The following is a 14,223-nucleotide window of genomic DNA, read 5'->3' as shown; positions in this document are numbered from 1 at the left end:
TGTGAAATTACTAACAACAAAAATATCCCGCACGGCCATCACCCTGGTGCTGGTGATACTGGCTTTCATCGCGATTTTCCGGGCATGGGCCTATTACACCGAATCCCCGTGGACCCGTGACGCCCGCTTTAGCGCCGACGTGGTCGCCATCGCGCCCGATGTCTCCGGGTTAATTACCCAGGTCAACATTCATGATAACCAGCTGGTGAAACAGGGCCAGGTGCTGTTCACCGTGGACCGGCCGCGCTATCAGAAAGCGCTGGAGGAGGCGCAGGCCGACGTGGCCTACTACCAGGCGCTGGCAAATGAGAAGCGCCGCGAGGCGGGCCGCCGTAACAAGCTGGGTATCCAGGCGATGTCCCGGGAAGAGATCGACCAGGCGAATAACGTGCTGCAAACCGTGCAGCATCAGCTGGCACGCGCCGAAGCCACGCGCGACCTGGCGACCCTCGATCTGGAGCGCACCATCATCCGCGCACCTGCTGACGGCTGGGTCACTAACCTGAACGTCTATACCGGCGAGTTTATTACCCGTGGCTCTACCGCCGTGGCGCTGGTGAAGAAAAACAGCTTCTACGTGATGGCCTATATGGAAGAGACCAAGCTGGAAGGCGTGCGCCCCGGCTATCGGGCGGAAATCACGCCGCTGGGCAGCAATACCGTGCTGCACGGTGCGGTTGACAGCGTGGCGGCGGGTGTGACTAATGCCAGCAGCACGCGGGATGATAAGGGCATGGCGACCGTCGATTCGAATCTGGAGTGGGTGCGCCTGGCGCAGCGCGTGCCGGTACGTATTCGCCTCGATGCGCAGCAGGGCGCGCTCTGGCCAGCGGGCACCACGGCAACGGTGGTAATTACCGGTAAGCAGGATCGCAGTACCGATAACGACTCGCTGTTCAGAAAACTGGCCCATCGCCTGCGCGAGTTCGGTTAATCGTCATGGGTATTCTCTCCATTGCACCGCAGCATGTGCGCTTCGCCTTTAAGCTCGCCACCGCGATTGTGCTGGCCCTGTTCGTTGGCTTTCATTTCAATCTTGAAACGCCGCGCTGGGCAGTGCTGACGGCGGCGATCGTCGCCGCCGGTCCGGCGTTTGCTGCCGGGGGCGAACCCTGGTCGGGGGCGATACGCTATCGTGGCATGTTGCGTATCATCGGCACCTTTATCGGCAGCATCGCGGCGCTTGGGCTGATTATCGCGATGATCCGCGCGCCGGGGCTGATGCTGCTGGTGTGCTGTATCTGGGCCGGATTCTGTACCTGGATCTCTTCTCTGGTGAAAGTGGAAAACTCCTACGCCTGGGGGCTGGCGGGGTACACTGCGCTGATCATTGTGATCACCATCCAGACCGAGCCGCTGCTGGCACCGCAATTTGCCGTGGAGCGCTGCAGTGAGATCGTAGTGGGGATCGTCTGTGCGATCGTTGCGGATCTGCTGTTCTCGCCGCGCTCGATCAAGCAGCAGATCGATCGCGAACTCGATGCCCTGCTGGTGGATCAGTATCGCCTGATGCAGCTCTGTGTGGCCCACGGCGACAGTGAAGCGGTGGATAAGGCCTGGGGCGATCTGGTGCGCCGTACCGCCGCGCTGGAGGGGATGCGTAGTAACCTGAATATGGAGTCGTCACGCTGGGCCTGGGCCAACCGGCGGCTGAAAGCGCTCAATACCCTGTCGCTGACGTTGATCACTCAGGCTTGCGAAACCTTTCTGGTACAGAACACGCGGCCCGACTCCGTCCCGGACACCTTCCGGGAGCTGTTTGCCGAGCCGGTGGAAACGGTCACGGACGTGCATCGCCATCTGAAACGCATGCGCCGGGTGATTATCTGGACCGGCGAGCGCGATACCCCGGTTACGGTGTACAGCTGGATTGGCGCGGCAACGCGCTACCTGCTGTTGAAACGCGGTGTGGTGGGTAACACCAGAATCAGCGCCATCGAAGAGGAAATTCTCGATCAGGAGGTGGTGATCAAACCCGCCTCGGCGGAACGTCATCACGCGATGGTCAACTTCTGGCGTACCACGGTCTCCTGTACCCTTGGTGCGCTGTTCTGGCTCTGGACCGGCTGGACCTCCGGCAACGGCGCGATGGTGATGATTGCCGTCGTAACCGCGCTGGCGATGCGCCTGCCCAATCCGCGCATGGTGGCGCTCGATTTCGTCTACGGGATGCTGGTGGCGCTGCCGCTCGGGGCGTTCTACTTCCTGGTGATCCTGCCCTCCACCCAGCAAAGTATGCTGCTGCTGTGCATCAGCCTGGCGGTGCTGGCGTTCTTTATCGGGATTGAAGTGCAGAAGCGGCGGCTTGGTTCGTTGGGGGCGCTGGCCGGCACCATTAATATTCTGGTGCTGGATAATCCGATGACCTTCCACTTCAGCCAGTTCCTCGACAGCGCGCTTGGGCAGCTGGTGGGGGCACTGCTGGCGTTTGTGGTGATCCTCGTCATCCGCGATAACTCGCGGGAGCGCACAGGGCGCACGCTGCTTAACCAGTTCGTGTCGGCGGCGGTGTCGGCGATGACCACCAATAAGGCGCGTCGCAAAGAGAACCATCTGCCGGCGCTCTACCAGCAGCTGTTTCTGCTGCTGAACAAGTTTCCCGGCGACGTGGCGAAGTTTCGCCTGGCACTCAATCTGATTATCGCCCACCAGCGGCTGCGTACCGCGCCGGTGCCGGTTAACGCTGATTTGTCAGCGTTTCATCGCCAGCTGCGTAATACGGCGGATCGGGTGATTTCCGCCAGCAACGACGACAAGCGGCGGCGCAACTTCCAGCAGTTGCTCGACGAGCTGGCGATCTATCAGGAGAAGCTGGAGATCTGGGCCGCGCCGCGGCAGGTTATTGAGTCCGTCCAGCGACTCACCGCGATGCTGCACAAATATCAGCATGCGCTTACCGACAGCTAATGCGCTCTTTTCGCCAATAACCGACGCCGAAGCGTCGGTTTTTTTATAGCTATACTTAGCCAGGATACGTAATTCTGACCTTAATGCAGGAGGAAAGCATGACAAGTAAGGCACTCCAGGACAGCGAACTTTTTCAGACCGGTTATCTGGTGAATGGCCGCTGGCAGACCCTGAACGACACCTTCGACGTGCTTAACCCGGCAACCGGCGATGTGGTAGCAAGCGTGGCGAAAGCCGGGCGGAAAGAGACCGAAGCGGCCATTGCTGCCGCCAGCGCCGCGTTTCCCGCCTGGCGTGCGAAAACGGCGAAAGAGCGCTCGGAGATCCTCTACCGCTGGTATCAGCTCATCATTGAGAACAAAGCCTGGCTTGGGCAACTGATGACCACCGAGCAGGGCAAACCGCTGAAGGAAGCGGAAGGCGAGGTAGAGTACGCGGCAAGTTTTATTCAGTGGTTCGCCGAGCAGGCGAAGCGTGCCAACGGCGAGATCATTCCGCCCGCTAAACCCGGTTCGCGCATCTTCGCGACCCGTGAACCGGTGGGAGTGGTCGCGGCCATCACGCCGTGGAACTTCCCGATGGCGATGCTGACCCGCAAGCTCGGTCCGGCGCTGGCGGCGGGCTGCACCGGCGTGATCAAACCGGCAAACAACACGCCGCTGTCGGCCTTTGCGCTGCTGGCGCTGGCGAAAAAAGCCGGCGTGCCGGACGGGGTGCTGAATGCGGTGGCCGGTAACACCCATGAAATCAGCGATGCCATCATGGCCAGCGAGGCGGTGCGTAAGATTTCCTTTACCGGCTCCACTGCCGTGGGCAAAACCCTGATGCGTAACGCTGCTGAGACCATGAAAAAAGTGTCAATGGAGCTGGGCGGTAATGCGCCTTATATCGTGTTTGACGATGCCGACATCGATGCCGCGGTGCAGGGTGCGGTGGCGAACAAGTTCCGCAATGCCGGCCAGGTGTGTGTCAGCGTCAACCGCTTCTTTATTCAGGACGGCGTCTATGACCAGTTTGTCACGAAGCTGGCGCAGGCGGTGAACGCACTGAAAGTAGGGAATGGCCTCGATGAGGGCGTGGTGGTCGGGCCGCTGATTGAGCGCTCAGCGGTGGATAAGGTGCGTGAGCATGTTGACGATGCCATCAGCAAGGGGGCAAAAGTACTGGCTGGCGGTAAAGCCCACGAGCTGGGCGGTAACTTCTGGCAGCCGACGGTGCTGGCGGACGCCAGCGACGAGATGACGCTCGCCCAGGAGGAAACCTTCGGGCCGCTGGCCGCCTGCTTCCGCTTCACTACGGAAGAAGAGGTTATCCGCCGCGCTAACAATACGCCGTATGGCCTGGCCGCCTACTTCTATACGCAAAATCTGCAGCGCGTATTCCGCGTTTCCTCGCAGATTGAGAGCGGCATGATTGGCGTAAACGAGTGTGCCGTTTCAACCGAGCTGGGGCCATTCGGCGGCGTGAAGGAGTCCGGCCTGGGTCGCGAAGGCTCGGTGCTGGGGCTGGAAGAGTTTCTGGAAGTGAAGACGCTTCACCTCGGTGGGCTGTAAGCGATGATAACAACAGCGGGCGTGCCGTGCGGCGCGCCCATTCGGAGGCAGACATGAATATCTATACCTTCGACTTTGATGAGATAGAGGATCAGAGTGATTTTTATCGGCAGTTCGCTCGCGCCCTGACGCCTGAGCAGGCACCGGTGAGCGATCTGGACGCGCTCTGGGATGTGGTCACCGGCGGGGGTATTCCGCTACCGGCAGAGATCGAGTTTACCCATTTGCCAGAAGGCCAGCGTCGGCGCTACGGGGCGCTGATCCTGCTGTTTGAAGAGGCGGAAGAAGAGCTGGAGGGGCAACTGCGGTTTAACGTGCGTCACGCCTGAATGGCAGGCATAAAAAAGCCCCTGGCGAGCAGGGGCAAGTCGTCGGACAAGACGACGAGGGTTTATTTATAGAGTTGTGCGGTGGCGTGCCAGTGGTCGCCCTGAGTTAACTCAGTGACGCGGTACGCGCTGGCCCCTTCTTTGGTGGCTTTTTCCGCTAAGGCCTGACGGATATCCATCGGTGCGCCGGTGATTTCAGTGACCGATACGCTACCCATCGCCTGCATGTTTTGCGCTTCGTCAGCGTTGACCAGATGGGCCTCTGCGCTGGCACCGAAAGACATTACGGAAGCCAGGGCAAGTGCGGCAATATTCATTACGTTTTTCATAATTAACTCCTCAATTCATTACCCGGCGGCCTTAGGGTTAACGTGCCGTTTTTTTGTCTGGGCCGCGCAGGTGATGTTGATTCGGGAAACAGGGTAAAGGGTGAACTTATTTGTACAGTTCGGCAGTCGCGTGCCAGTGATCGCCGGTACGTGCTTCGATGATGCGGTAAGCAGACGCGCCTTTTTCTTCCGCTTTCTGGTTCAGCATTTCACGCATATCCATCGGGGAGGTCGCTACCGCGCCCAGTGATACGGTACCGATAGCTTCGCGGTTCTGCGCTTCATCAGCATTGATAGAGGTGGCTGCAAAAGCACCGAAAGACAGCATGGAGAGAAGGCTCAGAGTCGCTACAGTCGTTTTGATTTTCATGGATGTTTTCCTCGTCGTAATTTTTCTGGAGGGTTCGTTTTGTGACCCTCATCACGAAATCAAGTATACACTAGTCACCCGAAAAATTAATACCATGCTAATGGTTTCCTGCGAAACTTTAACGTAAATGCGCCTTTTTTTATAGCTGATAGTTATAAAAACGGTTAATTTACAGCCACATTTCTAGCCATATATATTGAAAATCATATGGTTACGGAAAATGAACCTTTTGTGCGGTTTATGTGAAATATTCGTGATGAATATAAGGGAATGGGTAGTTTTTAGCACTAATCGCTAAAGAAGGGCTGGTGATAAATAGCAAAAAAGGGGCGAATTGCCCCTTTATCTACCGTGACCTGCGCGGTGAATTACAGTTCCTGCTCGAACAGCACCAGAATGGCTTCGTAGAGATCTTTTACCGTAAAGCCGCGCGCCGGCGTGGTGAAGATAGTGTCGTCACCAGCGATAGTGCCGAGGATGCCTTCTGCCTTACCTAAGGAGTCCAGCAGGCGGGCAATAAGCTGTGCCGCACCCGGGCTGGTATGAATCACGACCACGGCGTCGTTATAGTCGATATCCAGCACCAGATTTTTCAGCGGGCTGGAGGTAGTAGGCACGCCAAGCTCTGCCGGCAGGCAGTAGACCATCTCCATCTTCGCGTTACGGGTACGCACCGCACCGAATTTGGTCAGCATACGAGAGACTTTGGACTGGTTAATATTTTCGAAGCCTTCGTCCTGTAAGGCCTGAACAATTTCGCCCTGAGAGCTGAATTTCTCTTCTTTCAGGAGCGCTTTAAACGCTTTAACGAGTTCTTCTTGTTTTGATGAGGTACGCATGATTCACCCATGGATGGCGACAGAGACAACATTATTATGCATATGAATGAATTTTTATGCAAACCATCTGCGGTGGTGCAGCCTGAAATAATGTTATGAAAGCGGACGATTTTATCAAAATAAGTTATCAAGGAACATGCCTGTATCACGTCCCGAAAATAAGGGTGAAAGTAAATTAAATGTTATCAAAATGATGTTGTTTTGATGTCTGATGAGGGTGTAATGTAACCGCCTGTTGATCTGTTGCTTCGGTAGTGACCCGGGCGGTACGGTCAGTGCGCGATGATACATTGCTGCTACCAATGGTTGCGTAATGTCGCAGACTTACCGTATGACGATTGTAATTGCATACTCTCTCAATTATGGTCGCCACCACATGGAGTAACGGCACGATTTTGCTAACCATAATAAGGAGTTTAGGATGAAAGTTGCAGTCCTCGGCGCGGCAGGTGGTATCGGCCAGGCGCTTGCCCTTCTACTTAAGACCCAACTGCCTTCAGGCTCAGAACTCTCTCTGTACGACATCGCTCCCGTCACCCCTGGGGTTGCGGTTGACCTGAGTCATATCCCGACCAACGTAAAAATCAAAGGTTTCTCCGGCGAAGATGCGACCCCGGCGCTGGAAGGCGCGGACGTGGTGCTGATCTCCGCAGGCGTGGCGCGTAAACCGGGCATGGATCGTTCCGACCTGTTCAACGTGAACGCCGGCATCGTGAAAAACCTGGTGGCGCAGATCGCAACCACCTGCCCGAAAGCACTGATCGGCATCATCACCAACCCGGTTAACACCACCGTGGCTATCGCAGCGGAAGTGCTGAAGAAAGCAGGCGTGTATGATAAAAATCGCCTGTTTGGCGTCACCACGCTGGATATCATTCGCTCCAACACCTTCGTGGCCGAGCTGAAAGGCAAACAGCCGACGGAGATCGACGTGCCGGTGATCGGTGGTCACTCTGGCGTTACCATTCTGCCGCTGCTCTCCCAGATCCCGGGCGTGAGCTTCAGCGAGCAGGAAGTAGCCGATCTGACCAAACGTATTCAGAACGCCGGGACCGAAGTGGTTGAAGCAAAAGCCGGTGGCGGATCTGCAACCCTGTCTATGGGACAGGCGGCAGCACGCTTCGGTCTGTCGCTGGTGCGCGCGCTGCAGGGCGAGCAGGGCGTGGTTGAGTGCGCTTACGTTGAAGGCGACGGCGAGCACGCGCGCTTCTTCTCGCAGCCGCTGCTGCTGGGTAAAAACGGCGTGGAAGAGCGTAAATCAATCGGTACGCTGAGCGCGTTCGAACAGCAGGCGCTGGAAGGCATGCTCGACACCCTGAAAAAAGACATCACGCTGGGCGAAGAGTTTGTGAATAACAAATAAGCCCCGTTCGCTGATGAAAAAAAACCGGAACCTGCGTTCCGGTTTTTTTATGCCCGCCCGCTACTGCGGAGTCTGGGTCTCTTCTTCTTTAAATTCCTGAATGGTGACCTGCAGCGTAAGTTTGCGATCGTCGCGCATCACCACCACCGGGATCACCGAGCCGGGGCGGATCTCAGCGACCTGGTCCATGGTCTCCAGCGCGGATACCGCAGGCTTATTGTTGACCGAGACGATGACATCATTCACATGAATACCCGCCAGTTCGGCGGCCCCGCCCGGATCCAGTTCGTTAACGATGATGCCCTGAATCTGCTCCATACCCGGCGTCTGGGCGTGCAGCGGGGCAATTTCACGGCCCTCTTTAATACCGATATAGCCGCGGATCACGCGTCCGTCGCGGATCAGCTTCTCCATGATTTTGGTTGCCAGCTGGGTCGGGATAGCAAAACCAATCCCTTCCGGCGTTTCGCCGTCGTTGCTCTTATCAAAGGAGAGAGTGTTAATTCCCATCAGCTCGCCGAGGGTGTTTACCAGCGCGCCGCCGGAGTTGCCGTGGTTGATCGAGGCATCGGTTTGCAGGAAGTTCTGGCGTCCGGACGGGCTGAGGCCAATACGTCCGGTGGCGCTGATAATCCCCTGGGTAATGGTTTGCCCGAGGTTGTAGGGGTTACCAATCGCCATGACCACATCGCCGATATGCGGAATGCGTTTGCGGTTGATGGGGATCACCGGCAGGTTGGTGGCGTTGATTTTCAGCACGGCCAGATCGGTGAGGTTATCGGAGCCGACCATCAGTGCTTCGAATACGCGGCCATCCTGAAGCGCGACGATGATCTGGTTGGCGTTATTGACCACGTGTTTATTGGTCACGATGTAGCCGCGTTCGTCCATGATCACCCCTGAGCCAAGCGTGCGCAGCTGAAGCTGGTTGCGGGTTGCGCCATTCACGCCGCGGTTGTACACGTTGACGACCGCAGGCGCAGCGCGACGCACCGCCGCGTTATAGCTGAGCGGCGTTTCGTCGGCGCTGTCGTATTGCGGTGCGGCGTCGGGCACCCAGTTACGCAGGGAGGGCACTGCGACCAGCAGCAGGCCGCCGACAACCAGACCAATGAGCATCGAGCGTAAGAGCTTCTGAAACATGGGAGTTTAGCGAGTAGTAAGCGATTGCCCGGAGCATACCATGAGTTAAACGGACATCACATGCGGGGATGATGTCCGTTTTCTCTGTTTTTAACGCAGTAGCAGGAAGATACGCTCGTTGCCGCGCACTACCTGCAGCGCAATCACCGCCGGTTTGGTCGCCATCACCTTACGCATGTCGGCGATCGAGGTGATGCGCTCCCGGTTAATGCCGATGATAACGTCATCTTTCTGCAGACCGGCCTGCGCCGCCGCGCTCTCTTTCTCAACGTTCTCAAGGCGCACGCCCTTTGTACCGTCTTTGAGCTGGCCGTCACTCAGGCTGGCGCCCTGGAGTGCCGGCGCGATCAGCTCGGCGCTGGCGGAAGAGGAGCTGCTCTTGTCGAGCGTTACCTGAACGTCCAGCGGTTTGCCATCGCGCAGCAGCCCCAGTTTGACCGTTGCTCCCGGTTCGGTGGTGGCGATACGCGAGCGCAGCTCGGCAAAGCTGCTGAGGGTTTTGCCATTCAGGCTAACAATAATATCGCCCGGCTTGATGCCCGCTTTCGCCGAGCCGGAGTTCGGCAGAACTTCGCTGACAAACGCGCCGCGCTGCACATCCAGGTTAAAGGCTTTGGCGATATCGGCGCTCATTTCAGTGCCTTTGATGCCGAGCAGGCCGCGCTTGATTTCGCCGAACTGAATCAGCTGTTTCGCCAGCGTCTGGGCCATGTTGCTCGGGATCGCGAAGCCGATACCGACGCTGCCGCCGCCCGGTGCCAGAATGGCGGTGTTAATGCCGATCAGTTCGCCGTTCAGGTTCAACAGCGCGCCGCCGGAGTTACCGCGGTTGATGGAGGCGTCGGTCTGAATAAAGTTCTCCAGCCCTTCAAGATTCAGCCCGCTGCGGCCCAGTGCCGAGACAATACCGGAGGTCGCGGTCTGACCCAGCCCGAAGGGGTTGCCGACCGCAACGGCAAAGTCACCAACCCGCAGCGTGTCGGAATCCGCTACCGCAATCTGCGTCAGCTTGCTGGGGTTCTGCAGCTGCAGCAGGGCAACGTCGCTCTGATCATCGCCGCCGATAAGTTTTGCTTCAAACTCACGGCCATCGTTGAGCTGAACGCTGATTTTTTCCGCCTGGTTAATAACGTGATTATTGGTCAGTACGTAGCCTTTAGCGGCGTCGATAATCACCCCGGAACCGAGGCCCTGAAAAGGTTGCGCCTGCTGGCCGGGCAGCTCTTCGCCAAAGTATTTTTTCAGCTCTTCGGGGATCTTCTGATTCTGTACCGCCGTGCCTTCAACCTGCACGCTGACCACCGCCGGCAATACCTTTTCCAGCATCGGCGCGAGGCTTGGAAGCGCTGCCTGGCCCGGAACTTGCGAAGGTAACGCGGCCGCAACCGGGAAGGATGCGGAGAGAGATAACCCGACACTTAACGCTAACGCACTCAACAGCTGGGTTTGTTTCTTCATCGTTGCTGGCTCTCGTAACCTGAAATAAGGAAAAGGTACCCAAAACAGTTTGATGTTATTGAATTATCAGTCAGGTAACAATGCTGGGATAAAGAGGACTGATGAATTAAGGATAGTCAGTGCGGGAGAGAATGAGTGGGCGCGATAAACGCGCCCGGAGAAAAGCATACTGCGGTGTGATTAGTCGCGTTTCGCGCTGCCGCGTAGCAGGCCGGACGCGCTGTCAGAGTAGTCGCGCGGCATCTGCACCGGCGCCTGATCGTTGCCGGCTTCGGAATCCGCCAGACGGTTGCGGAACGGGTTGGTCTCCGCAGACATTTCAGGCAGCAGGCTGCTGGAGCTTTTCGCCATGTGCTGATAGAGCTGGCGGTAGTCATGCGCCATGTTGTCCAGCAGCTCGGCGCTGCGGGCAAAGTGGCTGACCAGCTCTTCGCGGTAATCTTCCAGCTCCGCTTTGTTCTTTTCCAGTTCGTACTGCAGGGCCTGCTGCTGGCGCAATTTACGGTTGCCAAACCGCATGGCCACAGCACCAATCACGATACCGACCACTAAGCCAATTAGCGCATATTCCCAGGTCATGAACTTCTCCCGTTGTCTTGTGTTTCCGTAGGGTAGTAACAGCGAGGTGGACCTTACTCATCACACTGCCATCGCCTTATTATGCCACTATAACCGCTAATTCCGCAGAAGTGGAATCCTGCGGCATCATCGCGTAGTGTAGAACGGCCTTTTTTTCGCCAACCCTGCTGGCGGTAACCCGATAATTCAAGGAATTACCCTAACACCATGCAAAGCATGTCGCCGCTGTCGCGCTACCAACAGGCCCTGGATGAAGGGTCACACCAGCCTGATGATGTTCAACGCGAAGCCGTGAGCCGGCTCGATGCCATCTTCCAGGAACTGACTGAAAAATTGCCGACCGAGCCAGCCCCGACGGGGATGATTGCGAAGTTTGGCCGCCTGCTCGGTCGCAAAGCGCCGACGGAAGCCTCGGTACCAGCGCGTGGTCTCTACATGTGGGGCGGCGTCGGGCGCGGTAAAACATGGCTGATGGATCTCTTCTTTCATAGCCTGCCGGGTTCGCGTAAGCAGCGTCTGCATTTTCATCGCTTTATGTTACGCGTGCATGATGAGCTGAGCGCCCTGCAGGGGCAGAGCGACCCGCTGGACATCGTCGCCGACCGCTTCAAAGCCGAAACCGACGTGCTGTGCTTTGATGAGTTTTTCGTGTCGGATATCACCGACGCGATGCTGCTGGGTGGACTGATGCAGGCGCTGTTTGCCCGCGGCATCACCCTGGTCGCGACCTCAAATATTCCCCCCGACGATCTTTACCGCAATGGCCTGCAGCGCGCCCGCTTCGTGCCGGCGATCGAGGCCATCAAGCAGCACTGCGATATTATGAACGTGGATGCCGGTATCGATTATCGTCTGCGCACTCTTACCCAGGCGCACCTGTGGCTTTCACCGCTTAACGACGAGACCGCGCGCCAGATGGATAAGCTCTGGCTGGCGCTGGCCGGCACGCCACGGCAGCAGTCCCCGGCGCTGGAGATCAATCATCGTCCGCTGGCTACGCTTAGCATGGCGGATCAGACGCTGGCGGTGTCCTTTACTACGCTGTGCGTGGATGCCCGCAGCCAGCACGACTATATTGCGCTGTCGCGCCAGTTCCATACCGTGATGGTCTTTGAGGTGCCGGTAATGACCCGCCTGATGGAGAGCGAGGCGCGGCGCTTTATCGCGCTGGTGGATGAGTTTTACGAGCGCCACGTTAAGCTGGTGGTGAGCGCTGCGGTGCCGCTGTCTGAAATTTATCAGGGAACGCAGCTACAGTTTGAGTTCCAGCGCTGCCTGTCGCGCCTGCAGGAGATGCAGAGCGAAGAGTACCTGAAGAAATCCCATCTCCCCTGAGCCGCGATTTCCTGTTCCAAATCACAAAAAGGGGTCGATCTTTGACCCTGACTTCTCTATAATCCTGCGACCCCACGTTACAAGAAAGTTTTTTTCCCGAAACTTTTGTGTGCCGGTGAAACATATCCGAGGGGGTAGGTTTACTGGACAATGTCGTGTGAACCTCAGCAGAATTTAAGCGTTTGGGTGTTCACCAACGTGTAACTATTTATTTGGGTAAGCTTTTAATGAAAACTTTTACAGCTAAACCAGAAACCGTAAAACGCGACTGGTATGTTGTTGACGCGACCGGTAAAACTCTGGGCCGTCTGGCTACCGAACTGGCTCGTCGCCTGCGCGGTAAGCACAAAGCGGAATACACTCCGCACGTCGATACTGGTGATTACATCATCGTTCTGAACGCTGACAAAGTTGCTGTAACCGGCAACAAGCGTACTGACAAAGTGTACTATCACCACACCGGCCACATCGGTGGTATCAAACAAGCGACCTTTGAAGAGATGATTGCCCGCCGTCCTGAGCGTGTGATTGAAATCGCGGTTAAAGGCATGCTGCCGAAAGGCCCTCTGGGTCGTGCTATGTACCGTAAACTGAAAGTTTACGCGGGCAATGAGCACAACCACGCGGCACAGCAACCGCAAGTTCTGGACATCTAATCGGGATTATGGCAATGGCTGAAAATCAATACTACGGCACTGGTCGCCGCAAAAGCTCCGCCGCTCGTGTGTTTATCAAACCGGGCAGTGGTAAAATCGTTATCAATCAGCGTTCTCTGGAACAGTACTTCGGTCGTGAAACTGCCCGCATGGTAGTTCGCCAGCCGCTGGAACTGGTAGAGATGGTTGAGAAACTGGATCTGTACATCACTGTTAAAGGTGGTGGTATCTCTGGTCAGGCAGGTGCGATCCGTCACGGTATCACCCGCGCTCTGATGGAGTACGATGAGTCTCTGCGCGCCGAACTGCGTAAAGCTGGCTTCGTCACTCGTGACGCTCGTCAGGTTGAACGTAAGAAAGTCGGTCTGCGTAAAGCACGTCGTCGTCCGCAGTTCTCCAAACGTTAATTCTTTTCTGCTTACGCAGAATCGAATGGCGAAAAAACCCGGTCTTGTACCGGGTTTTTTATTGCTTAAAAAAGCTTTAGCAGTACTAACATTATGAATTTGGTCGCTTTTTTAGCAAATCTCCAAATCCCTTCACCACAAGGGGCGCAAAATCTGGTAAACTATCATCCAATTTTCTGCCCAAATGCTGCGAACTGCTGGTCTTTTGTTTAAAAAGTGAACAAAAGGAGATGCGGCACCACAGGCAAGTCGATAAATCAGGCTGGTCACAGGTGTGGCTGGCAGCAGTACTATTCTGAATATACCTGGAGGTTTTCATGGCTGTCGCTGCCAACAAACGTTCGGTAATGACGCTGTTTTCTGGTCCTACTGATATCTATAGCCATCAGGTACGTATTGTCCTGGCCGAGAAGGGTGTCAGCTTCGAAATCGAGCATGTGGAAACGGATAACCTGCCGCAGGATCTGATTGACCTCAACCCGAATCACAGCGTTCCGACGCTGGTCGATCGTGAGCTGACCCTGTGGGAATCCCGCATCATCATGGAATACCTGGATGAGCGTTTCCCGCACCCGCCGCTGATGCCGGTTTATCCGGTAGCGCGTGGTGAAAGCCGCCTCTATATGCACCGTATCGAGAAAGACTGGTACTCGCTGATGAATGTCGTGGTGAACGGTTCCGCACAGGAAGCCGAAACCGCGCGTAAACAGCTGCGCGAAGAGCTGCAGGCTATTGCCCCGGTGTTTGGCCAGAAGCCTTACTTCCTCAGCGACGAGTTCAGCCTGGTGGATTGCTATCTCGCACCGCTGCTGTGGCGTCTGCCGCAGTTGGGTATTGAGTTCAGCGGCGCTGGCTCCAAAGAGCTGAAGGGCTATATGACGCGCGTCTTCGAACGTGATTCGTTCCTCGCTTCGCTGACCGAAGCCGAGCGCGAAATGCGTCTGCGGGGCTAATC

Annotated in this window: 15 protein-coding genes; 9 read left to right on the top strand and 6 right to left on the bottom strand. The window is 56.6% G+C overall.

Translation table 11 applies throughout. From position 1 onward, the window contains the following. Position 1 precedes the first annotated feature (1 nt). From aaeA to ET34_RS0102315, 4 genes are all read left to right on the top strand, one after another. The gene (aaeA, locus tag ET34_RS0102330; RefSeq protein WP_031519111.1) at positions 2 to 934 is read left to right on the top strand and encodes a p-hydroxybenzoic acid efflux pump subunit AaeA; all 933 of its coding nucleotides are present in this window, start codon (positions 2 to 4) and stop codon (positions 932 to 934) included. Between the two features lie 5 nt (positions 935 to 939). Next, entirely contained in the window at positions 940 to 2,907 is a 1,968-nt protein-coding gene (gene aaeB, locus ET34_RS0102325; protein ID WP_031519109.1) for a p-hydroxybenzoic acid efflux pump subunit AaeB, read from the top strand. A 98-nt stretch (positions 2,908 to 3,005) separates the two neighbouring features. Further along, complete coding sequence (locus tag ET34_RS0102320) at positions 3,006 to 4,460, top strand: NAD-dependent succinate-semialdehyde dehydrogenase (RefSeq protein WP_031519107.1); 1,455 nt, start codon at positions 3,006 to 3,008, stop codon at positions 4,458 to 4,460. A gap of 53 nt (positions 4,461 to 4,513) precedes the next feature. After that, entirely contained in the window at positions 4,514 to 4,789 is a 276-nt protein-coding gene (locus ET34_RS0102315) for a barstar family protein (protein ID WP_031519106.1), read from the top strand. 62 nt (positions 4,790 to 4,851) lie between these two features. On the opposite strand, the gene yhcN (ET34_RS0102310) is transcribed toward ET34_RS0102315, so the two are convergent. The 3 genes from yhcN (ET34_RS0102310) to argR form a co-directional block, all read right to left on the bottom strand. Next, entirely contained in the window at positions 4,852 to 5,118 is a 267-nt protein-coding gene (yhcN, locus tag ET34_RS0102310) for a peroxide/acid stress response protein YhcN (protein ID WP_031519104.1), read from the bottom strand. 106 nt (positions 5,119 to 5,224) lie between these two features. After that, positions 5,225 to 5,488 (bottom strand): peroxide/acid stress response protein YhcN, encoded by a 264-nt coding sequence (gene yhcN / locus ET34_RS0102305; protein ID WP_031519103.1) that lies wholly within the window; start codon positions 5,486 to 5,488, stop codon positions 5,225 to 5,227. A 368-nt stretch (positions 5,489 to 5,856) separates the two neighbouring features. Next, positions 5,857 to 6,327 (bottom strand): transcriptional regulator ArgR, encoded by a 471-nt coding sequence (argR, locus tag ET34_RS0102300; RefSeq protein WP_024550155.1) that lies wholly within the window; start codon positions 6,325 to 6,327, stop codon positions 5,857 to 5,859. Between the two features lie 421 nt (positions 6,328 to 6,748). On the opposite strand from argR, the gene mdh reads away from it, so the two are divergent. Then, positions 6,749 to 7,690: a malate dehydrogenase gene (mdh, locus tag ET34_RS0102295; RefSeq protein WP_031519101.1), complete on the top strand. Its 942-nt coding sequence runs from the start codon at positions 6,749 to 6,751 to the stop codon at positions 7,688 to 7,690. A gap of 60 nt (positions 7,691 to 7,750) precedes the next feature. Here the strand turns inward: mdh and degS are convergent, their stop codons facing one another. From degS to zapG, 3 genes are all read right to left on the bottom strand, one after another. After that, positions 7,751 to 8,833, bottom strand: a complete 1,083-nt coding sequence (degS, locus tag ET34_RS0102290; RefSeq protein WP_031519099.1) for an outer membrane-stress sensor serine endopeptidase DegS — start codon at positions 8,831 to 8,833, stop codon at positions 7,751 to 7,753. 90 nt (positions 8,834 to 8,923) lie between these two features. Next, a complete protein-coding gene (gene degQ / locus ET34_RS0102285) occupies positions 8,924 to 10,291 on the bottom strand; it encodes a serine endoprotease DegQ (protein WP_031519097.1) in 1,368 nt (455 codons plus the stop codon). 180 nt (positions 10,292 to 10,471) lie between these two features. Continuing rightward, complete coding sequence (zapG, locus tag ET34_RS0102280; RefSeq protein WP_031519096.1) at positions 10,472 to 10,870, bottom strand: Z-ring associated protein ZapG; 399 nt, start codon at positions 10,868 to 10,870, stop codon at positions 10,472 to 10,474. A gap of 207 nt (positions 10,871 to 11,077) precedes the next feature. On the opposite strand from zapG, the gene zapE reads away from it, so the two are divergent. The 4 genes from zapE (at position 11,078) to sspA (ending at position 14,221) form a co-directional block, all read left to right on the top strand. Then, positions 11,078 to 12,205: a cell division protein ZapE gene (zapE, locus tag ET34_RS0102275; protein ID WP_031519094.1), complete on the top strand. Its 1,128-nt coding sequence runs from the start codon at positions 11,078 to 11,080 to the stop codon at positions 12,203 to 12,205. A gap of 227 nt (positions 12,206 to 12,432) precedes the next feature. Then, positions 12,433 to 12,861, top strand: a complete 429-nt coding sequence (gene rplM / locus ET34_RS0102270; protein WP_024551131.1) for a 50S ribosomal protein L13 — start codon at positions 12,433 to 12,435, stop codon at positions 12,859 to 12,861. A gap of 14 nt (positions 12,862 to 12,875) precedes the next feature. After that, entirely contained in the window at positions 12,876 to 13,268 is a 393-nt protein-coding gene (gene rpsI / locus ET34_RS0102265) for a 30S ribosomal protein S9 (RefSeq protein WP_031519092.1), read from the top strand. Positions 13,269 to 13,585: 317 nt separating this feature from the next. Next, positions 13,586 to 14,221, top strand: a complete 636-nt coding sequence (gene sspA, locus ET34_RS0102260) for a stringent starvation protein SspA (RefSeq protein ID WP_031519091.1) — start codon at positions 13,586 to 13,588, stop codon at positions 14,219 to 14,221. Positions 14,222 to 14,223 lie beyond the last annotated feature (2 nt).

The organism is Siccibacter colletis (assembly GCF_000696575.1).
Taxonomy (GTDB): Bacteria; Pseudomonadota; Gammaproteobacteria; order Enterobacterales; family Enterobacteriaceae; genus Siccibacter; species Siccibacter colletis.
This window is presented reverse-complemented; position numbering and strand designations above follow the sequence as displayed.